General features: G+C 45.9%; 23 protein-coding genes. 11 read left to right on the top strand and 12 right to left on the bottom strand.

Translation table 11 applies throughout. The features are described from left to right. Positions 1-141: 141 nt before the first annotated feature. From efp to NF543_RS20910, 6 genes are all read right to left on the bottom strand, one after another. A complete protein-coding gene (efp, locus tag NF543_RS20885; RefSeq protein ID WP_257670141.1) occupies positions 142-702 on the bottom strand; it encodes an elongation factor P in 561 nt (186 codons plus the stop codon). Positions 703-884: 182 nt separating this feature from the next. Next, the gene (locus NF543_RS20890; protein ID WP_257670142.1) at positions 885-1,505 is read right to left on the bottom strand and encodes an ABC transporter ATP-binding protein; all 621 of its coding nucleotides are present in this window, start codon (positions 1,503-1,505) and stop codon (positions 885-887) included. Positions 1,506-1,567: 62 nt separating this feature from the next. After that, a complete protein-coding gene (gene lpxA / locus NF543_RS20895) occupies positions 1,568-2,362 on the bottom strand; it encodes an acyl-ACP--UDP-N-acetylglucosamine O-acyltransferase (protein WP_257670143.1) in 795 nt (264 codons plus the stop codon). Beyond that, the gene (locus tag NF543_RS20900) at positions 2,359-3,777 is read right to left on the bottom strand and encodes a bifunctional UDP-3-O-[3-hydroxymyristoyl] N-acetylglucosamine deacetylase/3-hydroxyacyl-ACP dehydratase (protein ID WP_257670144.1); all 1,419 of its coding nucleotides are present in this window, start codon (positions 3,775-3,777) and stop codon (positions 2,359-2,361) included. Before NF543_RS20900 ends, lpxA begins: the two co-directional genes overlap by 4 nt. A 47-nt stretch (positions 3,778-3,824) precedes the next feature. Continuing rightward, complete coding sequence (gene lpxD / locus NF543_RS20905) at positions 3,825-4,865, bottom strand: UDP-3-O-(3-hydroxymyristoyl)glucosamine N-acyltransferase (protein ID WP_257670145.1); 1,041 nt, start codon at positions 4,863-4,865, stop codon at positions 3,825-3,827. Positions 4,866-4,930: 65 nt separating this feature from the next. Then, the gene (locus NF543_RS20910) at positions 4,931-6,166 is read right to left on the bottom strand and encodes an HD domain-containing protein (protein WP_257670146.1); all 1,236 of its coding nucleotides are present in this window, start codon (positions 6,164-6,166) and stop codon (positions 4,931-4,933) included. 230 nt (positions 6,167-6,396) lie between these two features. Between NF543_RS20910 and porX the strand changes: the two genes are divergently transcribed. The 7 genes from porX to NF543_RS20945 all read left to right on the top strand — a co-directional run bounded on the left by porX (position 6,397) and on the right by NF543_RS20945 (position 12,610). Continuing rightward, on the top strand, positions 6,397-7,950 hold the full coding sequence (gene porX, locus NF543_RS20915; protein WP_257670147.1) for a T9SS response regulator signal transducer PorX: 1,554 nt from the start codon (positions 6,397-6,399) through the stop codon (positions 7,948-7,950). Between the two features lie 22 nt (positions 7,951-7,972). Continuing rightward, entirely contained in the window at positions 7,973-8,386 is a 414-nt protein-coding gene (gene tsaE / locus NF543_RS20920) for a tRNA (adenosine(37)-N6)-threonylcarbamoyltransferase complex ATPase subunit type 1 TsaE (RefSeq protein WP_257670148.1), read from the top strand. 135 nt (positions 8,387-8,521) lie between these two features. After that, positions 8,522-9,067: an RNA polymerase sigma factor gene (locus NF543_RS20925; protein ID WP_257670149.1), complete on the top strand. Its 546-nt coding sequence runs from the start codon at positions 8,522-8,524 to the stop codon at positions 9,065-9,067. Then, positions 9,054-9,872, top strand: a complete 819-nt coding sequence (locus NF543_RS20930) for a hypothetical protein (RefSeq protein WP_257670150.1) — start codon at positions 9,054-9,056, stop codon at positions 9,870-9,872. The genes NF543_RS20925 and NF543_RS20930 overlap by 14 nt, the downstream gene beginning before the upstream one ends. Before the next feature lie 112 nt (positions 9,873-9,984). Beyond that, entirely contained in the window at positions 9,985-10,893 is a 909-nt protein-coding gene (locus tag NF543_RS20935; protein ID WP_257670151.1) for an outer membrane beta-barrel protein, read from the top strand. A gap of 302 nt (positions 10,894-11,195) precedes the next feature. Further along, positions 11,196-11,459: a hypothetical protein gene (locus tag NF543_RS20940; RefSeq protein WP_257670152.1), complete on the top strand. Its 264-nt coding sequence runs from the start codon at positions 11,196-11,198 to the stop codon at positions 11,457-11,459. Positions 11,460-11,539: 80 nt separating this feature from the next. Then, the gene (locus tag NF543_RS20945; RefSeq protein ID WP_257670153.1) at positions 11,540-12,610 is read left to right on the top strand and encodes an ABC transporter ATP-binding protein; all 1,071 of its coding nucleotides are present in this window, start codon (positions 11,540-11,542) and stop codon (positions 12,608-12,610) included. Here NF543_RS20945 and NF543_RS20950 read toward each other — a convergent pair. The 5 genes from NF543_RS20950 to NF543_RS20970 form a co-directional block, all read right to left on the bottom strand. Then, positions 12,607-13,941 carry a TolC family protein gene (locus tag NF543_RS20950; RefSeq protein WP_257670154.1) on the bottom strand — a complete coding sequence of 445 codons (1,335 nt, stop codon included), beginning with the start codon at positions 13,939-13,941 and terminating at the stop codon, positions 12,607-12,609. The two genes, NF543_RS20945 and NF543_RS20950, sit on opposite strands and share 4 nt — an antisense overlap. Positions 13,942-14,118: 177 nt before the next feature. After that, positions 14,119-14,802, bottom strand: coding sequence for a LytR/AlgR family response regulator transcription factor (locus tag NF543_RS20955; RefSeq protein ID WP_257670155.1), 684 nt, complete (start codon positions 14,800-14,802; stop codon positions 14,119-14,121). Beyond that, the gene (locus NF543_RS20960) at positions 14,799-16,280 is read right to left on the bottom strand and encodes a TlpA family protein disulfide reductase (protein ID WP_257670156.1); all 1,482 of its coding nucleotides are present in this window, start codon (positions 16,278-16,280) and stop codon (positions 14,799-14,801) included. The genes NF543_RS20955 and NF543_RS20960 overlap by 4 nt, the downstream gene beginning before the upstream one ends. A gap of 6 nt (positions 16,281-16,286) precedes the next feature. Beyond that, positions 16,287-17,696 (bottom strand): sensor histidine kinase, encoded by a 1,410-nt coding sequence (locus NF543_RS20965; protein ID WP_257670157.1) that lies wholly within the window; start codon positions 17,694-17,696, stop codon positions 16,287-16,289. Positions 17,697-17,842: 146 nt separating this feature from the next. Continuing rightward, a complete protein-coding gene (locus NF543_RS20970; RefSeq protein WP_257670158.1) occupies positions 17,843-18,922 on the bottom strand; it encodes a DUF4407 domain-containing protein in 1,080 nt (359 codons plus the stop codon). A gap of 514 nt (positions 18,923-19,436) precedes the next feature. On the opposite strand from NF543_RS20970, the gene NF543_RS20975 reads away from it, so the two are divergent. Beyond that, positions 19,437-19,784, top strand: a complete 348-nt coding sequence (locus tag NF543_RS20975; RefSeq protein ID WP_257670159.1) for a YegP family protein — start codon at positions 19,437-19,439, stop codon at positions 19,782-19,784. Between the two features lie 304 nt (positions 19,785-20,088). Here NF543_RS20975 and NF543_RS20980 read toward each other — a convergent pair whose 3' ends face one another. After that, entirely contained in the window at positions 20,089-20,349 is a 261-nt protein-coding gene (locus tag NF543_RS20980) for a winged helix-turn-helix transcriptional regulator (protein ID WP_257670160.1), read from the bottom strand. Between NF543_RS20980 and NF543_RS20985 the strand changes: the two genes are divergently transcribed. The 3 genes from NF543_RS20985 to NF543_RS20995 all read left to right on the top strand — a co-directional run bounded on the left by NF543_RS20985 (position 20,278) and on the right by NF543_RS20995 (position 24,246). Then, a complete protein-coding gene (locus tag NF543_RS20985) occupies positions 20,278-20,451 on the top strand; it encodes a hypothetical protein (RefSeq protein WP_257670206.1) in 174 nt (57 codons plus the stop codon). The genes NF543_RS20980 and NF543_RS20985 overlap by 72 nt on opposite strands. 60 nt (positions 20,452-20,511) lie before the next feature. Continuing rightward, positions 20,512-22,614, top strand: coding sequence for a M3 family metallopeptidase (locus NF543_RS20990; RefSeq protein ID WP_257670161.1), 2,103 nt, complete (start codon positions 20,512-20,514; stop codon positions 22,612-22,614). 261 nt (positions 22,615-22,875) lie between these two features. After that, the gene (locus NF543_RS20995) at positions 22,876-24,246 is read left to right on the top strand and encodes a glycoside hydrolase family 88/105 protein (RefSeq protein ID WP_257670162.1); all 1,371 of its coding nucleotides are present in this window, start codon (positions 22,876-22,878) and stop codon (positions 24,244-24,246) included. Positions 24,247-24,300 lie beyond the last annotated feature (54 nt).

Below are 24,300 nucleotides of genomic sequence, written 5' to 3' on the forward strand. Positions count from 1 at the left end.
GTTCTATTCACAAATGTACACTACTGACATGGTATGGGGAAATAGGTATGTAACGATATCGATAGCCCAAAAAAACATCGGCCTTGAGGCGGGGAGCCCCAAGACCGAATAATCAACCTAAACCTAAAAATTTGAATTCTTTTATTTCACGCGCTCGATGTAATCTCCCGAGCGTGTATCAACTTTTACCTTGTCTCCTTGATTCACGAAAAGCGGCACACGTATCTCTACTCCAGTTTCTACTGTAGCAGCTTTCAATGCATTTGTAGATGTATCTCCTTTTACGGCAGGCTCGGTATATGTTACCTCTAATTCAACTGTCGTAGGTGCTTGTGCCATGATAGGTTCATCGCTTTCTAATGCGACAATCACCTGCATACCTTCTTTCAAAAAGTGTGCCGAACTTCCAAAAAGCTGTTTCGGGACATTGAACTGTTCAAAAGTATTGTTGTCCATCACGACGAAAGCGTCTCCTTCCTCATAGAGGTATTGGTAGTCGCTCGTCTCTACACGGGCAATCTCTACCTCCTCATCCGTACGGAAACGGTACTCTACCAGCTTCCCTGTTTTCACGTTTCGCATTCTAGCTTGGTAAAACGCCCGGAGATTTCCCGGTGTACGGTGTAAAAATTCTTCCACGGTCACCAATTCGCCATTGAAACGCAAAATGTTACCGGTTTTTACTTCTGAAGCTTTGGCCATATCTATCTAACACAGTTTCTATGATGTGGTGCAAAAATACAAAATATGTTATCCATATACAAATAGGGTGTATGACAAAACATAACGTTACTTGTGATTTCCAGCGGGTCGAGATTGTGTGTCAAACGAACAACGTGTAGAAAAAAAACACAGGTATATCGGCGGTAAGGAAGGCTGTCTGATCAAGTTTTGTGGTCCGTAATGTGAATGGCATGTTCACAAAAGGCATATTCCTTTTCCTGGTTGGAGCAGACAATCAATAGACGGCCCGTCTTCGTTTTATCCACGAGATGCAGATACCAATCAACACCATGCTTGTCTAGGTTGGTGGTAGGCTCATCCAGCAAGATCATCGGCACATCCGAGCAACAGGCCAACCCCAGTTTCAACCGTTGTTTCATGCCAGATGAAAAATGCCGAATTTGTTTATCCATTGCATTTTGCAAACCAAGTAATTCCATCAATGTACGTTCATTGTAGCCCATCAGGTAACTTTTATGAGTAAAATGAAACCTGATTTGTTCGATGAGCGTAAATTCCTCGATCAGTTCCATATATGGTACGGCAAGCGAAATGAACCGATAAACGTTATCAGGTTCAATCATATTGCCGTTCCGTATATAGCGGATATGGCCCATGGATGGCGTAAGGCTTGAGGCAATGACCTGAAGTAAAGTAGACTTACCGGATCCATTGGGTCCCAAGATGGCATAACTCTGCCCGGCCGCGAAATGGTAATCCAAATGCTGGAAAACCCAATCGCGATTGAATCGTCTGCCGATGTTTTCAAGGTTGATTTCCACAATTCATCTACCAAGAGGGTGGTTTAAAAGTCGTATGGTTTATTAGCTACCTTCGGACATAATTAAAGTACACCCTTGTTTTGGCCAAATCCTTTCATCACACCCCTATTGGAATTCCGTACGAAATCAAGTATCTCGTCGCGTATTTCCGTAGGTTTATATTCAGCTTCGATAATGTCCAATGCCTTAGTGAGGTTGTTGTTTTTGACAAATAGTACGCGGTATATATCCTGTATCTCATTAATCTGGCTAGAAGAAAATCCTCTTCTTCGCAAACCCACGGAATTGATGCCAACATAAGACAAAGGTTCACGTGCGGCTTTTACGAAAGGGGGAACATCCTTACGGACCAAAGATCCTCCTGCAATAAAAGCGTGCGAGCCAACATGACAGAATTGATGAACGGCCACCATACCTGCCAATACGACGTAATCTCCCACGGTGATATGGCCAGCTAGTGTACTACTATTCGAGAAAATACAATTATTGCCCACAATGCAATCATGGGCGATGTGGCTGTAGGCTTGGATGAGGCAGTTTTTGCCAATCACAGTCTTCCATTTATCCTTGGTGCCTCTGTTTACGGTAACGCATTCCCTGATTGTCGTGTTATCTCCAATTTCCACAACAGTTTCCTCTCCGTCAAATTTGAGGTCTTGGGGAATGGCTGAGATGACAGCACCGGGAAATATGCGACAATTCTTGCCTATACGAGCCCCGTCCATGATGGTCACATTGGAGCCAATCCAAGTGCCTTCGTCGATGACGACGTCCTTATGGATGGTTACAAATGGCTCAATAACCACATTTCCTGCAATTTTGGCCTGTGGATGTATATAAGCTAATGGCTGTATCATGATGCTTGCCCCTCTTTTACTTTTACAATTTGTGCCATCAGCTCGGCTTCAACGACCACCTTCTCGCCAACCATGCCTATGCCTTTCATCTGTGCGATGCCTCTACGGATTGGTTCCAACAAGTCACATCGGAATATAATCGTATCCCCCGGATTTACCTGCGCCTTAAAGCGGGCATTCTCTATTTTTAGGAAGAGTGTCAGGTAATTCTCGGGATCCGGCACGGTGCTAAGCACCAATATCCCACCCGTTTGGGCCATGGCTTCAATTTGCAATACACCAGGAAAAACGGGTGCGCCCGGAAAATGACCCATGAACAAATCTTCGTTCATCGTCACATTTTTTAATCCCACCACGTGTGTCTTAGTCAATTCTAAGATCTTGTCGACCATCAGGAACGGCTGCCTATGCGGCAGGATTTTCATGATCTGGATGGTGTCATACAAAGGAGGCATATTGGGATCATACAGCTTTGCATATTTACGGCCCTTTTCCTTCCTTTCCTTTCTAATGTGCGCCTTTATTTTTTTGGCAAACGCCACATTGGCAGCATGGCCCGGTCTTGCGGCCATGATATGGCCTTTAATGGGGCGGCCCACCAAAGCAAGATCACCTATCATGTCTAGCAGTTTATGGCGTGCAGGCTCATTTTGGTAGCGGAGCTCGATATTGTCTAATATTCCCTCCTTGGCTACATCTATATCTTCGCGATTGAATAATTTGGCGAGGTTTCGCAATTCCTCCTTGCTTACTTCCTTATCTACCACCACGATGGCATTATTGAGGTCGCCCCCTTTGATGAGGTCATTTTGCAACAACATCTCCAATTCATGGAGGAAGCAAAATGTACGTGAAGAAGATACATCACGCGAAAACTCATCAATGCCACTGATGGATGCATGCTGGCTGCCCAATACGGGTGAATTGAAATCTATCATGCAAGTGAAGCGGTATCCATCCAATGGCATGGCTACCATCTCTACTTTCCTTTCCGGCTCCGTATGGTGAATGTTATGGGGGATCTCATAATAATCGCGGTCTGCCGTTTGATCCGTATAGCCAGCCTGTTCCAATGCCTTCACAAAAGGTGCCGAGCTGCCATCCATAATGGGTACTTCAGGCCCATCGATATCGATGAGTACATTGTCTATCTGCAAGCCTACCAACGCCGCCATTAAGTGTTCGATGGTGCTTACACTTGCTCCGTTTTGAGAAATGGTGGTTCCTCGCGAAGTATCCGAAACATTATCGGCATCCACTAAGATAGTGGGGTGGTTTTCAAGGTCGACGCGTCTGAATTTAAACCAGTGGTGTTCAGGTGCAGGTTTCAGGGTCATGGTTACGGGCTTGCCAGTATGTAGGCCCACGCCCGAGATGGTAATTTCCGATTTGATCGTTCGTTGTTTTACGTTCATCGTTGTTATTTGGCTCGTCCGATATCGGATTTAAAGCGCTTGTTTTTTTATTTCGTTTCTTCTTTGGTTAATAATAATTGCTCTAATTCCTCAAGGCGGCGTTCCAGTTCCGGCAACCGCGAATAGATGACCTGTGAGCGCATCTGCGCATTATACGGAGTGGCGGGGCTTCCCGACCATTTTTTGCCTTCTTCAACGATGGATCGATTGATGCCCGACTGGGCCTGTATCTTACTGCCGTTGGCGATGTTGATATGGCCTACGATCCCCACTTGGCCTCCTACAATAGCGTTGTCGCCAATTTTGGTGCTGCCGGAAATGCCCGACTGGGCAGCAATGACCGTATTTTTGCCAATCTCCACATTGTGTGCTACTTGGATAAGGTTGTCGAGTTTCACTCCTTTGCGAATAATGGTAGAGCCCATTGTAGCCCGGTCTATTACGCTATTGGCGCCAATCTCTACGTTGTCTTCGAGTATGACGTTGCCAATTTGGCTGATTTTATTGTATGTCCCATCTTCCTGAGGAGCAAAGCCAAAACCATCACTGCCGATGACCGTTCCTGAATGCACAATGACCCGTTCACCAATGACACAATCAAAATAAACAGACACACCAGCAAAAAGCGTCGTGTTGTTTCCTATTTTAACATTATCACCAATATATACATGGGGATACACTTTGCAATGGTCGCCAATGACCACACCCTTATCGATATAAGTGAAAGCACCAATATAGACGTCTTTGCCAATTTTCGCAGTCGGATGAATAAAGGAAGGCTCTTCTATGCCCGTTTTATCCAAACGCATCTTGTTGTACATTTCCAATAGTGTCGAGAATGCTGAATACGCATTTTTTGCACGGATGATGGTACATTGAACGGGCTTATCCACCTTTAAGTCTTCATTGACAATCACCACAGAAGCCTTTGTCGTATACAAGTACTGCTCATATTTTGGGTTGGATAAAAAGGATAAACAACCACTTGATGCTTCTTCGATTTTGGCCAATTGTTCCACGATCACATCAGGATCTCCCTCAAGAGTTCCCTTTACAAGTGTTGCGATTTGACGTGCGGAAAATTGCATCTGCAAATGTATAAGTTAAAATAGTATAAACAAATTCTATTACTGGCTATCAATCAATTGAATGATCATGACACCGTCAATAGCTCTTTCGGAAAGGAAACAGCAAATTTTTGGACTTTTTTTGACAACGTCTCCAGATTGGACAAATCAGACGCTTCTGCAATATCCTGTATGCTGTCATCTTTCATTAAAATTTTGATATTACTGGCATTTGGTTCGTATGCACTGTTCTCAATCGATTGCGTCCATACATAATAATCCACCTTAGAGGCATCGATTCCGAAGAATGTTACAGCCCTGTTTTTCAAATCATCTACTTGCCCTTCCTTTGGAGCTGTACCAAATAACTCGGTATGGTATAGTGCCCTTGCCATAAGCCTTGAACAAAGCATGCTTAAAATATCATCGGAATGATGTGCCCAAGTCTTTACAGCAGACAAAATATCCGTGTCATCCAAACGAGAAAAATGCACTAAATGTGACACATCTTCCGTGAAATTTTCCCGGGTAATCTTATTGCGCAAAAAATGTTCCAAGGATGGAGCTGCAAAAAGAGAAGTTCCATTTTCATACAGTTCCTTAGCACGTTGGAGTATCTTAAGCAACATTTGTTCGGCGCTGAGTACAGTCTTGTGCAGGTACACCTGCCAATACATCAGTCGCCTGGCAATCAAGAATTTCTCAACGGAGTAAATGCCCTTTTGTTCCACAACGAGCTCGTTGTCAATGACGTTGAGCATTTTAATGATGCGGTCGAAGCTGATGACCCCTTCAGATACCCCTGTAAAAAAGCTATCGCGACTGAGATAATCCATCCGATCGATGTCAAGTTGACCGGAAACCAATTGATGCAAGAATTTTTTTGGATAACGGTTATTAAAAATGGTGATGGCCAAATCCAATCTGCCACCGAATGTAAGATTGAGCTCATCCATCATGAGCGCTGATAGCAGCTCATGAGAAACTCCTTCGACCAAGGTTTGCTCCAGTGAATGCGAAAAAGGGCCATGGCCAATATCGTGCAGCAAAATAGCTGATAACACGGCTTCTTCCTCCTCCGGTGTAATGGTAATGGCTTTGCTGCGTAGGGTTTCTATGGCCAATGACATGAGGTGCATAGCGCCCAACGCATGCTGAAAGCGAGTATGCAACGCACCGGGGTAAACCAAATGGGTCATGCTCACCTGCTTGATATAACGTAACCGTTGGAAATAGGGGTGTTGTATCAGGTCAAAAATAAAACCGGAAGGAATGGAGATAAATCCATAAACTGGATCGTTTATTATTTTTTTCTTGTTCAACGTTATTTTTTCTGCTGATAAACAGCCTGAGCAACATGAGCTCCGATAGGTTTACCAATGTTGCAAAGATAAGGGACAAGCCTGTTAATTTTTGTTAAAAATAACAGTTTGGCTAAACTTTTCACTAAGTTCGTGCCTATTACGACAAAGCTACGTGGATTTTGATACCATGTATACCATCAGCTTACGTCAAACACAATAAATAAAAATTAGAAAGAACGGGATAAAGGATGCAAGAAACGAAAATACTATGGGCGGATGATGAGATCGATTTGCTGAAACCACACATTATGCTACTCAATGAGAAAGGCTATGATGTGAAAACGGTGACCAATGGCAATGATGCGGTAGATGCATTTAAAACGGGGTTCTATGATTTGGTGTTTTTGGATGAAAACATGCCGGGACTCACTGGATTGGAAACGCTCTCCGAGTTGAAAAACATCAACCCTGCTGTGCCGATGGTATTGGTAACCAAGAATGAAGAAGAACACCTGATGGAAGATGCTATCGGCTCAAAAATAGACGATTACCTCATCAAGCCCGTTAACCCAAAACAAATCTTGCTTACCATCAAGAAACTGACAGAAAACAAACGGTTGGTTAGCGAAAAGACTTCTATGGCTTACCAACAGGATTTCAGGAATTTGGGCATGATCCTTAATGATAATTTGGACCATGAGCAGTGGGCGGATGTTTATAAAAAGCTGATTTATTGGGAGATATCACTTGAAAAGCTTGAGGATGCCGGCATGCATGAGGTGCTTACCCTGCAAAAGGCCGAAGCCAATATGCAGTTTTCCAAGTTTGTGGAAAAAAATTACCTCAAATGGATCAATGAACCGGAGAAAGGCCCCATCATGTCGCATCAATTGATGCGCAAGAAGGTGTTCCCGACGTTACAAGATAACAGGCCCACGTTCTTTTTCGTCATTGACAACTTACGTTATGACCAATGGCGTGTGATTAATGAGGTAATCACTAATTATTTCAGGCTTGAAGAAGAGGAAAGTTACTATAGCATACTACCTACTGCAACTCAATATGCCCGCAATTCGATATTCAGTGGGGTGATGCCTTTGGAAATGGAGAAGAGATTCCCTAACCTATGGCAGAATGATGAGGACGAAGGGGGAAAAAATTTGCATGAGGAAGAGTTCCTTGCCGACCACATTAAGCGAACTATGCGTAAGGAATGCAAGTATTCTTACCATAAAATTTTAACGCTTGAACAGGGGCGGGATGTGGCAGAAAATTTGAGTAACCTTATGGGTAACGACCTCAATGTGCTGGTATATAATTTTGTAGACATGCTTTCGCATGCGCGTACCGATATGGCCATGATCCGTCAGTTGGCCAATGATGAGGCCGCATACCGCTCGCTTACACTTTCATGGTTCGAACATTCCCCGTTGCTGGATGCGCTGAAATGGCTTGCGCAAAAACGGGTGCGGGTGATTATCACTACCGATCATGGAACCATCCGGGTAAAGCACGCCAGCAAAGTCATCGGCGACCGCAATACCAATACCAATCTGCGCTATAAGCAAGGCAAGAATCTCAATTACATCGCCAAGGATGTTTTCCATGTGAAGAATCCGCATGATGCATCATTGCCTAAGCTCCACGTCAGTTCCAGTTTCATCTTTGCCAAAGAAGACACATATTTTGTATACCCCAACAATTACAACCACTTTGTCAATTATTTCAATGAAACTTTCCAACATGGTGGCATATCATTAGAAGAGGTGATTATCCCGTTTGCCACGTATACCACCAAATAGTAAAAATTGTATTTTTGCAGGGATGGTCATTGAAGTTGAAAGTTTGGCGGCGCTGCCTGAAACGGCTGACCAATTGCTGGCTATTGCCAATGAGCAGCGCGTTTTTCTCTTTTATGGTGCGATGGGGGCAGGCAAAACTACGCTCATTAAGGCGATCTGCCAGCAACTGGGTGTGATGGATGCCACTGCGAGTCCTACCTTTTCCATCGTGAATGAATACACATCGCTGGAAGGGTCTGTTTATCACTTTGATTTTTACCGCATAACCTCTGAACAGGAAGCCTATGATATGGGCTATGAGGAATATTTTTATTCTGGCAGGTACTGTTTCGTGGAATGGCCGGAGAAAATATCCGGATTGTTGCCTGATGATGCGATCACAATACGGATAGAAGTGTTGCCGGATGGCAGCAGGAAGATTTTGGTAATCCGCTGATAGCTTTTAAACCTCATAGGTTTTGCGTGTGGCCTTTCGCACGGGGAAACCTATGGGGTTTTGTTTTTCAAAAAAATCAACCACCCATGCAACCTTTTTACGAATATTGCCATCATACTAATAAACACACCAGAATTGGAACAGACGATTACGATCGATAGTTTGTACGAAGGCTGCAAGGAAGGTAGCCGCCAGGCACAGGAAAAGCTATATCGTGCATTGGCATCCAAAATGCTGGGCGTGTGTATGCGTTATGCAAACAACACCTTTGAGGCGGAAGATATGCTCCAAATGGGATTTATGAAGGTCTTTGGCAATATTGAAAGCTATCGGGGAGAAGGATCGTTCGAAGGATGGATCCGGAGAATCATGGTGAATACGGCGATAGCAGCTTATCGTAAAAACATGCGGGGCGGACATGCAGTGGAAATCGATGAGACTCATGATGGTATGCAAACATTTGCCATGGACGCATTGGAGTGCGAAGATTTGTTGCAGATTATCCAAACACTTCCAGCCGGTTATCGTATTGTATTCAATATGTACGCCCTGGAAGGGTATTCGCATAAAGAAATCGCAGAAGCACTGCATATCAGTGAAGGAGCATCCAAGTCCCAACTATCAAGGGCAAGGGCATGGCTCAAGGAAAAAATAAAAGGAGGCACATATGAATCCAAATGAAGATAAGGGATTTGATCGCCAGATGCGCGATAAGTTCGAAAACTTTAAACCGGAAGTTCCCACAGGTTTATGGGATAAGATTGAGGCCCAGTTGGACGCGCAGGATGGGCACCATATGGTATCGATGGCCCGAGGACGCCGTCGGTTGCCCACGTGGTGGCTGGCTGTGGCCGCTACATTGCTTGTGGTGTGTGGCATGGCCTATTGGTATAGTCGTCCACTGGAAGTAACTTACCTGCAAGGCAAGGCGGTAATTCAGGAGGAAGATAGCAGGAAGCCAGTCGCAACATATATACCGGAGGAAAAGCCAGCGACAACAGTTGACCCGTTGGATGTTGAACGGTTGAAGCGGTTATTTGCCAAAAAAAGATCAAGGATTGAAAGAAACGAGAACACCAGGGGTGTGGAGAAAACGCGTGAAGTAGCGAAAGAATCGCCAAACGAGACGGATCCTTCTCAATGGGTTACTACTAAGGACGTGTTAGAAACCGAGAAGCCTGCTGAAGGAAAGATAGGGGCCGTTGCCTCAGATAAGCCCGAGGATGGAACCATCGTTTCGGAAAATGTGGTGGCTAATGTGCCGGATATAAAACCACCGGTAATCTTGGAGGATGAGGAGGAGACGATGTTAGCCTCAACTGATGGGAAACAACCCTTTGGTCTCAGCAACATTCTGAATTATGTGGTAGGTACAGTGGACCAACGTGAGGAAAAGCTGGTTACCTTCTCCAATGACAATGAAGGATCGCTGAAATTGGACTTTAATTTTGGATTGGCCAAAAACAAGAAGAAGAAAATAAAATAAGAAAAGAAAACCTCATAGGTTTATTGAAGGAAAAAACATACAATACATTAGTAACTCAGCGTAGCGCTCATGAGTGCCGCTAAAGACGAACACAAACGAATAATTTAAACAGATGAAATCTATTAGCCTTACAGTGTTATGCTGCGCCACCGTTCTGATGGCGCCTGCACAGGAGAAAAAACGGATAGACAGCCTTCGAAGGGGAGGAGGATTCCCTGCCGATACCGTCATCATGGAAGACGTAAAGACTGGGGAGAAGCGTAAAGTACGTATCATCATACCAGGCAAGGATGAGGGAATGATTACTATTGAAAAATCAGAGAAGGCCTATAAGCTTGATTCAAATGAAACCAATGGAAAAGAGCATGTGAAAGTAACCACTTCTCATCCTAAAACATCCTATCCCATTTATGGCATCACATTTTCGCGAATTGACCTCGGATTGGCTAAGCTACTGGATAATGGAAGCTTCTCCTTATCAGACAATAACCGAGATTTCAGGTATCGCCCCGGCAAGACGGTCAACTTCGGATTTGACCTATTGCAGGCAGGCTATCGCTTCAATGACAACTTCCGTATATTCCTGTCAGGCGGTTTTGACTGGACCTATATCCGCTTACGAGAAAACATTGATTTCCTCGAAAACACTACTCCGCTGACTTGGGAACACGCCGAGGTGGATTATTCAAAAAACCGCCTCACATCCACTTACCTCCGGTTGCCCCTTACGTTTGAATTGCGCAGTAAATATTATAACGGACTCGGCCGCCTGCGATTTGCATTTGGCCCAGAAGGCGGCTTCCTACTCAAAGGGACACAGCGGTTCAAAAGTGGAGAATTGGGCAAGCAGAAATTTAAGGATAATTATAATTTCACCCAATTCCGGTACGGTGCATTTGCCCGGTTTGGAGTGGGCGCATTCGGCATCTATGCCAAGTACTATTTTAATGATATCTTTGAAAATAGCCCGAATCAAGAAGGTTTACAGAACTTTACCTTTGGGCTGATGCTTGGGTTTTAGTTGGCCAAGTCCGGGCAAGGAGTGCAGCATACTGAGCATCATTAATCTCCATTCCTGTCCGGCAATTTAATAATCTCCAATGGACGAGGGTTAAAAACAAAATAGGCTCCACAGAGTGACACAGAGGCTGCAATGATATAGAACGTAATGGAAATGAGGACGGCGAGGTGCATTCAGTGCTGCCCTTTATTTCCTGTTGAAGGCCAATTTCTACCCCCAGTTGCTCCGTTATCAAGGATTGAGCGAACTTGCTTTCGAGCACGAAGCAAAAGTGGATAAGGATGCGTTGAGGTACATGGGAGATGATTGAATTTGCTTTTTATTTCTATATGGAAACGTTGCCTATTGCCATTGATCTAGAGGGGGTGAAGGAGCGGGTCGATCAGGGTGAAACCACATGGATACTGGCACATGAAGGCACCTTGAACATCATTCGTGAGGCAGGCATTCCGGTGGCAGAATCCTATGAACATCCAACGTTCCGAATTACGCGGTTGACCGGACGATTCCTGAATCCCCATACCCACGAAAGTGCTTGTGGGAAGCTCTTTTTGATTAAAATCTAGCTGCTAACTGTCCTGGTGATCTTTAGACTTCCCAACTTCCGGACTATCCCCTATATTTTTGTTAACTTCGTGCCGTCTGCATGATTTCGATTTTTTTAACAGCTATACAACCCATGAGCGCCTCTTCTTGTACATTACCAAACGATACCTATCAGGATGGTCTCCCTTTGATTCATGGGAAAAACCTGAGTCGTTCTTTCCATGGCAAGGAACCAATTGTAGCCATTAGTGGGTTGTCATTTGGTATTAGCGAAGGACAAATTACGGCCATCATCGGCGAAAGCGGGAGTGGCAAAAGTACATTGCTTCGCTTGATTTACGGGGTGCTGGGGCCGGATGATGGCGAGGTGCGATATCGGGGATGGCGAGTGCCCAATCCAAAAGAAAAGCTCATTCCCGGACATGATGCCATGCGGATGGTATCGCAGGGTTTCGATGACCTCAACACCTATGCCAATGTGTGGGACAACGTAGCCTCGCAATTGTCTAATACGGATTTGGAGGCCAAATACAGCAAAACTGCACAGATCTTAAAAAGACTGCGTATGGCCCATCTTGATAAGCAGCGCATTGCGGACCTGAGCGGAGGCGAGAAACAACGCGTGGCTATAGCGAGGGCATTAGTCAACGAACCGGAAGTGCTGCTAATGGATGAACCCTTCAACCAAGTAGACGCTTCGTTTCGTGAAGTGCTGCAACGCGACATTATAGATATCGTAAGGGAAACGGGCGTTACCGTGGTGCTGGTTTCGCATGATCCTGCTGAAGTGTTATCCATGGCCGATAAATTGCTGGTATTGAAGGAAGGGCATTTGATGGCGGCGGGTAATCCTGCCGTACTTTATCGGCAACCACCTAATGCTTATACGGCGAGACTGCTTGCCAAAAGCAATATCCTAAGCCAGGAAGAGGCGACGCAACTGCGTATCGAAGCCAGCGCTAACATTGCCATCCACCCCGAATGGATGGATTTGCACGAAAACCCTTCGTCACCATTTGAAGTATTGGACGTGCGGTTCAAAGGGTTTTATGAGGAACTACTGGTGGGGGATGGGCATTTGCAAGTAAGGGTAATCAACCACGCTAAGGACGCTTTTCCGGTGGGAACTTTTGTAGATATCCAAGTCAAGCATGCTTATCCCTTTCATTAGTTTTCGCCATCCAATATCATCTCCCCGTTATAGTAATCTACGATGCGCTGCCGGAGGTGCCATTGGTAACGGGCAATCACCAGGTTGGCATTGGCATTGTCCATCTTGTTCTTGGCAATGAGGAATTCCACGGAGTTGATGTCTCCCGTATTAAAGCGCACTTCGGCTATCCGGAACGATTCAGTATAATGTGCCACCTGCTCCACTAAATTTTTATAGCGCTCCTTTGCTGCGTCTAAGTTGAATAACGCTTGGCTTGTGGTTTGTTGTAGCTCATTGCGGCGTGTCTGAGCAATATTCTCTGCGTCTGACAAGTTAAGCTTGGCTTGAGCAACATTATTCCGTACTTGAAGCCTTGATAAAATCGGTATGGAAAGCGTAAAACCTAACGACCGACCAAGGTTGTTCTGCACTTGATCATAGTAAGTGCCTAGACCGTCTTGTGAATAGTTACTAGATAATCCAGCCCCCATAGATAATGAGGGAAAATAAGAAGAACGTGTAGCTTTAAGTCCGAATTCCGCTTGTTTTTTCCAATGATCGGCAGCCTTGATGATGCCCAAACGATCTGAAGCTGTTTGGTAAAGTTGGTCGGCATCTGCTACTTGGGCTTCCGATAGGGGCAGTTCTTGTAGTGAGGTTAGTGAGGTCGCCCCATCATAAGGTAAATTCAAGAGCTTGAATAAGCTAACTAGGGCCTCATTGAGTGTGTTTCTTGCATCGTTAAGATTGTTGAGGTCGCTTGCATACTGCCCCTTGAGGTCATAGTAGTCGCCCGGCGAAATGGCCCCTTCTTCGTTGAGCACTGTACTTCGTTTAACCTGCTCATGTGTCACTTCCACCTGATTTTCGATTTGGGATACCATATCGCGGGCCGTTAATGCTTGGATATACGCTGATGTGACACCAAGTGCTATCCGTTCCCTCATCAACTGTTCTTCCAATTGGGAAGCACGGTAGGCATATGTCTGCTGGGTAATGCTACGGAACATCCGTAACCCATCGAATAATACCAGTGAACTGTTGAGGCTTTGATTGCCGGAGGTAAAACTTTGCTCCACGTATTGATTAGTGGTAGGGTTAATGGTTCGTCCTTGGCTATAGCTATGGCGCAATTCAGCTCCCAGTGTGGGAAGCAGGTTATGCTTCGTTTGCCGCAAGTTGATGGCTTCACTTTGGGAACGTATACGGCTTTGCTGAACATCTAGGTTATTTTCAAGAGCCAATTCAATACAACGTTCAAGGGTTAAGGTGTCTTGTGCAATAGCGATTTGGCCAACTAAGGAAAGGAACGCCCCCAAACAAATTATATAACGGATACTATAGAACATTTCGTTGCTTTATTTTTGGCATAGGATGTACATAGTTTGCGCCAAAATTATAACTATAAGATAATAAGCAAATTGCGTGTTAGTGTTTTGCTGGTTTGCGTTCGATATCGTGCAGTAAGTGTTCGAAAACGGACAGTTAGCTCGTGGCTGTATGATAGAGGCTTGTCTGTCCAGGGATTATTTTTCTGTCAAAAGCCGAATTTCGTGCATGTAGGAGGCCCCTATGGGTAGTATGCTGCCATTGACGGTGAGTTGATGGCGTTCTATCTTATTTATCTTTGCTGAAGCGACAATAAACGAACGGTGGATGCGCAGGAATTTATCAGGTGGAAGCAATGCTTCACATTCCGTGATCGTCATCCGGCTAAGAATATGGTGGTCACCCAGCACGAAGTTGACATAATTGCCTGTTGCTTCGAGGTAGTCAATCTCCTGATAGGATAACTTCACCTGTTCGTATCCGGTCTTTACAAAGATGTATGCTGATTTCGTGTCATTTGTATTGCGTAGTTGCAGCCATTCATGCGCTTTATTACACGCTTTGAGGAAGCGGGGTAACGAAAAGGGTTTGAGCAGGTAATCCACAGCGTCTAATTCGAAGCCTGCAACCGCATGCTCGGAATACGCGGTAGTAAAGATCACAAGCGGTTTTTTATTGAGACTCCTAAAAAACTCAATCCCTGAAATGTCTGGCATCTTAATATCGAGAAACAGCAGGTCCACCGGATGCTGCCGCAAGTAATCCATCGCTTCGAATGCATTGGTAAAGGTCGCCTGTAAATCCAAGAGGGGCACCTTGGCCGCGTGGCTGCTTACCACGTCAAGCGCAATCGGTTCGTCGTCTATGGCAATAGCGGTCACTGTCTAAGGTATTTTTTTATTTGTGAATACAACATTTCTTTTTCACTTGGCCGCTTAGCGGATTCGTCCACTAAATTACCATTTTTATCAAATAAAAAATAACTAGGATAGCGGCCATGCAGGTTTTTGTCATTGGGCAGCAATTCGCTCCATATGGCCTGTATATCCACCTTGTTTTTGCGAAGGTGGATTCCTGTTATCCCGTTCACCTGGATGTATTCGCGCCATTTGGTGTCCTTGTTGTCGTCATCCATATCCAGGTAGATGAAAACTACATCGTTGTCCTCGAAGCGCTCCTTGAGTTGTGGTACATGGCGCATCTCCATTTTGCAGGGTCCACACCACGTTCCCCAGATGTCCAAATACACCACTTTCCCGTGGAATTGCTGTACAAACGTGTTGATGCTCGAAAACGTTCTGTAGTCCTCCGGAATCACAATTTGATTATTGGGCTTCGTTAGTTGTTCCGCCAACCGTGCCCTTTTGCTTGTCAACGCCTCCAGATACACGCTATTGCTGAACGACGTGCGCAATTCATCCAGCAAACACTCCCCTTCGGAAAGGTGGCCATCCTCATAGTTCTCCTGAATTTGCTTGGCGAGGTATTCCTCGGCGGTCTGGGCATCAAACGCACGTTTCACAGCTAGCCATTCTATATAAGCCTCTCCATTCCGTTCATACACCGCATCCAGGCTATCAAAGCTACTTACACCATATACCGAGTCCAATAGCTCGGCAAACCGTGCCGGATTATCCCGGTTAGCAAACGCCCGCGTTTCGAGAAAACCCAAATACGTATCGATAAAGGCATAATACATCGGTCCCCTTAGGTACGATCGGGGCTGCGGCGTCTCTCCTTTCATCATATCCAAGACAAAAGCGCTCCATACCTCAGTAGGCCAGTCCGCTGTGCGCACATAAAGATCAAGATAAGCCAAGAAATGGTCATGTAGTTCGGCTTTCAGAAATTCTTTTTCACGGGCACTTAGCGGGCTAGCATCGATCTGTTCCACTTTTACAGCTAGCTGTACTGTATATGGCCGAATAACACTATCCTGCATCTCATTAACGTCAACTCGCTTCTTTTCGCTATAAAAATCTGGGCTGGCGTTCAATTCCAGCTCATGGAGTAGCCTATTGGCATTGGCCATGGGGCCTCCGAACGTAATGCTGCCGTTGGCGGCGTCCAGTTCAACAGACAACCCGGCGCCTGGCCGCATCCACAGGAAAGCCTCATAATCCCCCCATCGGAGATAGCCTATTTTTTCTTCATCCAGCGGCAACATCATATCAAAGCTTCCATCCTTGCTTGCAACCAATGGCTTGTTCTCGTCTTCGAAATACCCAAAGACAAACGGCACATTCACGGTCACTGTTTCCCCTATCGGTAAGTTTTTAATATGTCCCTTCAGGTCAAATTGCGCGTACGAAAATAAGTAGCCGTACACTGCAACAACGCTCAATATGATTCTTTTCATCTTTCCTTAGGATATTACGGTCAAATGCACAAAAAATTCCTGCGTAGTTTCCCGTATCACCAGGTCATGCCTATCGGGATACAGCATCGCCAATCGCTGCTTCACGTTTTCCAGCCCAATGCCCGAGTGGCGCCCCTCCGGATCGGATTTCGGCTTGCGATGGATGCTGTTATGCACATCGAAATACAGCTTGCCTTCCGATTCGTACAAACTGATTTTTATCCACGATTTTTCCTGCAGGCTGATGCCGTGCTTGAACGCATTTTCCACAAAGGGGATGAGCAGCATCGGTGCGATGTACGTACCTTCCAATGCATCGTTGATATCGCACTCCACGGTGATACCCGTAGTAGTAGCGGTGCGCAATAGCTGCAGGTCAATGTAGTTGCGGAGATAGTCAATCTCGCGCGCCAATAGAATGCTATCCTGGTTGTTTTCATGCAGCATAAAGCGCATCATGTCGCCCAATTTCTGAATACCGGTAGCCGCACGTTCGGCATCTTCCTGAAGCGCGGTACCATACAGGGTATTCAGGATATTGAACAGGAAATGGGGATTAATCTGCGAACGCAGAAAACTGAGATCGGCCGATGTCTGCCCAAGCTCCATTTTGAGGTTCACCAATTGCGTAATGCGTTCCCGTTGGCGTTGGTATACAAAATTAGCCAGTGGAAGCATAATCAGGTTGATGCATATCCATATCACAAAATATACCTCTTCGTCAGACCGGATCACACTTAAGAAGAACAGGCCGAAGGGAATGAAGGCAACGAATGATATCCCGATGGCGATAGCGATATACAGTAGGAACGTATGCTTCCGTTTCTCCTTAAGTGGCAGCAACCAATACATATTCATGGCATAGATCACATATACATACGGCACCACACTCACCCAGAATGCCGCGAGTGAGCCACTAACTGCAAAAAGCATTGGAGCAATCAGCGCTCCCGCGCCCAGCACCACCAGGCTTTCTTTGGCGATACGTGTAGCCAGTGTATTTTGGGTTTGCTGCAGGTAACGGATCAGCCGCTTGATGCCTTCATAGGCAAAGAGGAGTAGAAACACGAGCAATGCGCCCCCCAACGACTCACCTCGCTTCAGGTGAATAACAAACTGGCCCTCGCCCCAATGATGGTAGTCCCGTACCCAGATGCTGGTGGTGAGCCCCAGCCAAACCAAGAAGAAAAGCAGCAGCGTGAAGGCGATACCACCTTCGATTTTACGGGGCTGGAAAAACGTTGGTGAAATCCATTGAGTGAATACCATGAAAGTCCCATAGATGACCGTAGTATAAGCCATCAGGGCAAAAACAGTATGTCTGCCTTCATGATGGATACCATTACTATACATAAATATGAGAATGAAAATAAAAATGGCCGTAGCCAAAATGGATTCGATGCGATTGAGTTTCATGTCCAATTGATTTGCTACAATGTTAGGCAATCAATTAGGTTGGCACAATAAATTGGGATGAAACCGGGGGAAGGTGGGATGAATGGAGGAGGTGTTCCATGTCGGGTACATGAGCAAAAGGAGAATTAATGGTTTAGGCTTTCATCCTACCATAATTCAGCCTTGCGCTTTTCGAGGGTTGCCTGCACATACGTATCATGCATACCGTCAATAATGGCGATCTCCGCGTCGCGGCCTTTTCCTGAGCGATGCATAGCTATGGATTGGTTGTCCTTGAGGTCCACGTCATAGGCATCGCGCGCACTCATCAGCTTCACGAATACTGGGAGACACTCAAAGAAGATAAAAAGCAGCATGATGAAGGTGATGGACCAATAATTTGCCGTATGTATGCTTCCATCTGCATGGTATTTCAAGTCGCCTAGTGCTGCATTCCGGTCAGCGAATCCGGCGATGTTCACAGCGCTGTCGAGCTGGGCACCTGTCAGCAGTTGTTCATCCAACAATCCATCAAATTGTTTGCGCTGCTGAATGAAGGCTTCCTGTCGTTGAATGGATGCGCGCAGGGTATCCAAGTATTGCTCCTGTTTCTCGAGGTCCGCCTGTCGTTGTTTGGCATAGGGGCCGTAACCGATAATACCTGAGGTTTCAGGAGTCTTGTCGCCAAAAGTTTCCAGTTTCAACTTCATGCGGTCGGTTTTGATGGCCGATTCCAATGAATCCCGCTCGGTCTTCAACTCCGTTAGCTTATTCAATTCAATGCGGTATTTGCTTTCGAAAGCGTTGTTGAGCGTGTCTATCTTTGCACGTTGCAGATCCAGGTAAGTCACCCGAAGTTGCTCTCGGATTTCTTTGTCAAACACTTTGAGCTCCAATGGCCGGGCAATGACGATGCCAATGAGTATGGCCAAGAGTATGCGGGGTGTGGCTTGTAGTAGCTGTCGGCCACCCGAAGCATTTTTGTTGATACTTGACACGATATAGCGATCCATATTGAAAATGGCTAACCCCCACAGCATGCCAAACAGGACAGCGTATAGGATGGCAAAAGCACCGCCGCTGAACACAAAATATAAGGCATAACCACCAGACAGGGCGGCAAACAGCCCCGTGAAGAATATAGTAGCTCCAATACCCACGTACTTATTATGCTCGGCGGGGTATTTTTCCAGTGTCTGCTGGTGTACACCGCTGCAAAACCAAAAGAAACGGGTTAGCTGTCTCATCTATGCGTGGATTATGGTAATTTAGATGAATTGGAAGCCAAGTTGTTACATCCCTTTGAAATTCATCGGTGCAATATTAAGTTTTATGGGATTGATGGCCACATGGATGGGACGAAAGGGCAGAAATGCGGGACGAATTTTGATGCCATTATGTTAAAAAACGTTAATGATTATGGATTGTCCATGCACATGGGCTATATTTGTACCTTCATAATTTAGGTTTATAATTGGTTAGTTAAGGCTTCCAACCTCCCCGGTTGGGAGCCTTTTTTGTGTCATTAAATGGCGACAATTTACCGTCTTTCTAAATCCCAAGCTTTACGTTCATTATTGCAGCACGTGGAAGAATTTTGCTGATAAATGGCCAAGGTGAATCCATCATAATGTATAGGAAGCTGTTTTAAATTTATGTTATTAAAAGATTATTAGATAATATTTTATACAGCATATACAAAAGTTTTTATATATTCGAATCTATCTAATCATACGTATTAATAAAAAAAACCAGATTGTTATGGGAAAATTTGTGATTAAAACCCGAAAGAACGGAGAATTCCAGTTTGTTTTGAAGGCAGGTAATGGTGAAGTGATTTTAACCAGCGAGGGGTACACAACAAAAGCCGCTTGCGAAAACGGTGTTGCATCGGTCAAGAAAAACGCAACAGATGACAGCCGTTATGAAAGAAAAACCGCTAAAAATGGTAGCCCTTTCTTCAATTTGAAGGCCAGTAACGGCCAAATTATCGGTACGAGTGAAATGTACAGCGCCACTTCTGGAATGGAAAACGGCATCGCTTCCGTAAAGAAGAATGCGCCTGATGCCGTCATTGTAGATGAGACGGCTCTAGGTAATACAGCGTAAGCATGTCACCAAATACTGATGCTTCACTCATTTAGGGGCATCAGTATTTGGAAATAAAATATTATGGAATAAAACACACCCCAATAGCAAACATATCGAAGCCTAAACCAACGGTTTAAAAATCGGAATATGCTGTAGGATATAAGAAAATTTGTTCGTTTCTGGATACATTGTTTTGGTATTCGGGCATGGCTGATAGCTTCTTCCATTGGGCATCCTTACCAAACGTATACCATTTCCATTGACGAGGTTCGCGTGGTAAGAGCCGCGCTTAATTAATAGCAAGCGAAACATGGATATTCGTTTATCCGGGAAATACAATTTGGTTCTCCGTAAATTTACAAAGCTGATCCAGCAGGTCACTTAGTTGATCGCCCGTAGGGGTGAGCACGTATTCTACCCGTATAGGCACTTCACTAAAATCATCATTCCGTGTGATGAGTTTATGCTGTTCAAGTAGCTTTAGTCTATCGGCCAAAATGTTGTCACTTATATGTTTAAGATCCTCCTTGATGCTAGAAAACCGGGTATTACCATCACGTTGGTAGGGGCACGTAATACCCAACAGGCTGTGCAGGATGCTAGGGCCGTTGACGCTAGCCTTACATCGGATGAGCTAGGATTTATCACAGCAGAATTGAATAAGTTGGAGTTGGTGAGGCAGTAACGCATACACCAACACAAAACTTATTCTTAACTTTGGTTCCGAAATATAGCATTCCATTATATGAAGTTTAACCAAATCTTACCATCATTCATGATTATTTCCACCGTATTGGTGTCTTGTGAACAAAAAACCGAAAATCCATTATTGGCAGCATACGATACGCCATACGGGGTGCCGCCATTCGACAAAATCAAAAATGAACACTTCAGCCCTGCGTTTGACGAAGCTCTCAAGCAACACGAAGCGGAGATCGACTCCATCGCGAACAATTCCGAAGGCGCCACGTTTGATGACACTATTTTAGCATTGGACAATGCAGGGCAGTTGTTGAAGCGCGTATCGTCCGTATTTTATAATCTCAATTCGGCAAACACCAATGGGGATATCCAAGCATTGGATAAAGAGTTGGCACCGAAACTGTCGGCTCACAGCGATAACATATCCCTTAATGCGCAATTGTTTTCCCGGGTCAACGCTGTATGGGAGGCCCGCGAAAATCTGAACCTAAACGACGAACAACTCATGCTGTTTGAAAAAACCTACAAGAGTTTTGTTCGCAATGGGGCCAATTTAAGCGAGTCAGACAAAGAAACATTGCGCGAAATCAATGGACAACTGGCGGTGTTGACCACCGAGTTTGGACAAAATGTATTGGCCGAAACCAACGCCTATGAATTGGTTGTCGAGCGGGAGGAAGACCTGGCCGGATTGCCGGACGGACTGGTTGCCGCTGCTGCTGAAACCGCTAAAAATAAAGGGCATGAAGGTAAATGGGTGTTTACTCTTTCAAACTCCAGCGTGATGCCTTTCCTGCAATATGCAGACAACCGGGATTTGCGCAGACAGGTATGGGAGGCCTATAAAAACCGTGGAGGCAATGGTAATGACAGGGATAACGGCGAGACTCTGGTCAAGATTGCGAATCTCCGTTTGCAGAAAGCCAATCTATTGGGCTACCCCACACATGCACATTACGTGCTGGAGGAGGCAATGGCCGAAAATCCAGACAATGTGCAAAAACTCCTGAACGATCTATGGAAGCCAGCCATTGCCAAAGCCAAAATTGAAGCCTATGATATCAAAAAGGAAATCGAAGCGGCCGGAGGAGATTTTGACCCGGCTCCTTATGATTGGCGATATTATGCAGAGAAAATCCGGCAGAAGCGCTTTTCGCTCAACGAAGATGAACTGAAACCCTATTTCAGCTTGGATCAGGTAAGGCAAGGAGCTTTCGAGGTGGCGACAAAGCTATATGGAATCACGTTCAAGGCTCTTGAAAATATGCCCGTATACCATGAGGAAGTATCGGCATATGAAGTGCTTGATGCCGATAGCAGCCATTTGGGCGTGTTTTATGTCGATTACTTTCCGCGTGAATCCAAGCGTCCCGGAGCATGGATGAGCTCATTTAGAAGCCAGAGCACCGAAGATGGGCAACGTGTGGCTCCGGTGATTATCAATGTATGCAATTTCACCAAGCCCTTTGGCGACAAGCCCGCTTTGTTGACATTCGATGAAACCACCACATTGTTTCATGAGTTCGGGCATGCGCTGCATGGGTTGTTGTCCAATGTGACTTATTGTGGCTTGGCAGGTACGTCGGTTTCGAGGGACTTTGTTGAATTGCCTTCACAGGTGATGGAAAATTGGGCGGAAGACCCAGCGGTATTGAAAGTGTACGCCAAGCATTACCAAACCGGCGAAGCCATACCCGATGAACTGATTGCCAAACTAGAAAGCGCGGGTACCTTTGACCAAGGTTTCGCAACCGTGGAGTATTTGGCATCATCACTATTGGATTTTGACTACCACACGATCACAAGCCCCATTACAGTAAACGCCCGTGAATTTGAGGCAGCATCCATGAAAAAAGCGGGGCTTATCGATGAAATCATCCCACGGCATAGCAGCACATATTTCCAGCATATTTTCTCAGGGGGATACTCAGCGGGGTACTACAGTTACATCTGGTCTGAGGTGCTGGATGCTGATGCGTTTGCAGCTTTCAAGGAAACCAGTCTCTATGACAAGACCATGGCCGATTCGTTTAGAAAGAACATCCTCGAACGCGGAGGAACAGCAAAACCTGCCGTACTTTATCGCAACTTCCGGGGAACCGATCCAAATCCGGTACACCTGATGAAGAAGCGGGGATTAGATTAATGCCCATCCATGTTTTGCCCGACAAAAAGGCGCTCCTGGCCTGTATGGCTGGGGGCGATGAGCGGGCATTTAAATTTAAAGCGGCCGTTCAGTAGAAGTATCTCGATGTCAGACCCGAAGATATCAACGAAGCGACCTTCTAGTCATTCCGATTGCCAAAATGAAATATTTTTACATGGAATTTGGATGATTTTTACCTCGACGTCAACACCGCCTCACATAACTTTGTGTCGAACACTTGTATGCCTTCGAGGTAAAACTATGTATAAACTTTTTTTCCAACAGATAGCCGTCTTTGCGATCTCCGCGAGCCTGCTCTTTTCATGCATGAACCCGAAGGAGGATGAGGAGGATGTGACTAACGACGCGAATACCCCGCTCCATTTGCTGAAACCTGAATACCCGGTAACCTACGGTGAAACAACCCCAGACAACGTGAAGGAGGTGGTAGACCGGGTGCATGCCTATCTTAATGAGACGACACCTGCACGGCTGGTCGACAAAAACAGCCAACACCCTGTGGACGATTTGAGCGCTGTGGATACGAATACGGTGTTCGAGCAGGGTGATTTCCGCTTAATCAGCTACGAATGGGGGGTGACATACGGTGCGATGCTTACAGCAACAGAAGCCATAGGCGACAACCGGTACCTCCAATACACGCAGAAACGGATCGATTTCATTGCCGATGTCGTTTCGGCTTTCCAGGCTTCGCTCGGCGAGGGGGCACTCTCCCGGTCGGCCGTACACTCGGTTACCCATCCGGGTGCGTTGGACGATGCCGGTGCGATGTGCGCCGCAATCATCAAAGCGCTGCAAACGGGCGCTATACAGAAAGAGGTTACACCGCTGATTGAGAACTATATCGATTACATCCTCCACAGGGAATTCCGGCTCGAAGACGGTACGTTGGCGCGTAATCGGCCGCTACTTAACACACTTTGGCTGGATGACCTTTATATGAGTTTGCCGGCGTTAGCCCAGATGGGTAAACTGACCGGCGAACAGCGCTATTTTGACGAGGTCATCACGCAGTTCTGGTTGTTTGCCGACCGGATGTTCGTCCCGGAAAGGGGACTGTACATGCATGGATGGGTGCAGGGTATGGAGCCGCATCCGCATTTCCACTGGGCGCGTGCCAACGGATGGGCGTTGCTTACGAAACTGGAGATACTCTCGGCGTTGCCGGCGACCCACCCGGCGAGGGAGAAGCTATTGGAACAGTTCAGGGCACACGTTCGGGGCTTAACACGCTTGCAGGATGGCACTGGATTTTGGCACCAGCTGCTCGATCGCAACGACACCTACCTGGAGACGTCCGCGACAGCGATTTACGCCTATTGCATTGCCCACGGCATCAATCAGGGGTGGCTCGATGTAAAGGCTTACGGGCCAATGGCCTTGCAAGCGTGGAACGCTGTCAGCACCAAGGTTAATGAAAACGGGCAGGTGGAAGGCACTTGTGTGGGAACGGGCATGGGTTTCGACCCCGCTTTTTATTATTACCGGCCGGTGAACAAATTCGCCGCGCATGGATACGGGCCAGTGATCTTGGCAGGTGCGGAGGTATATCGGCTACTCAATAGTGCATCGTATGAAGTCAACGACAGCGCATTGATGTTTCTCGACTAATTTGGAAATGAATCTCCAAGGCGGGCTCATTTTTGCGGTGAGCATCGATAAACA

It is taken from the genome of Parapedobacter tibetensis (assembly GCF_024704835.1).
GTDB lineage: Bacteria > Bacteroidota > Bacteroidia > Sphingobacteriales > Sphingobacteriaceae > Parapedobacter > Parapedobacter tibetensis.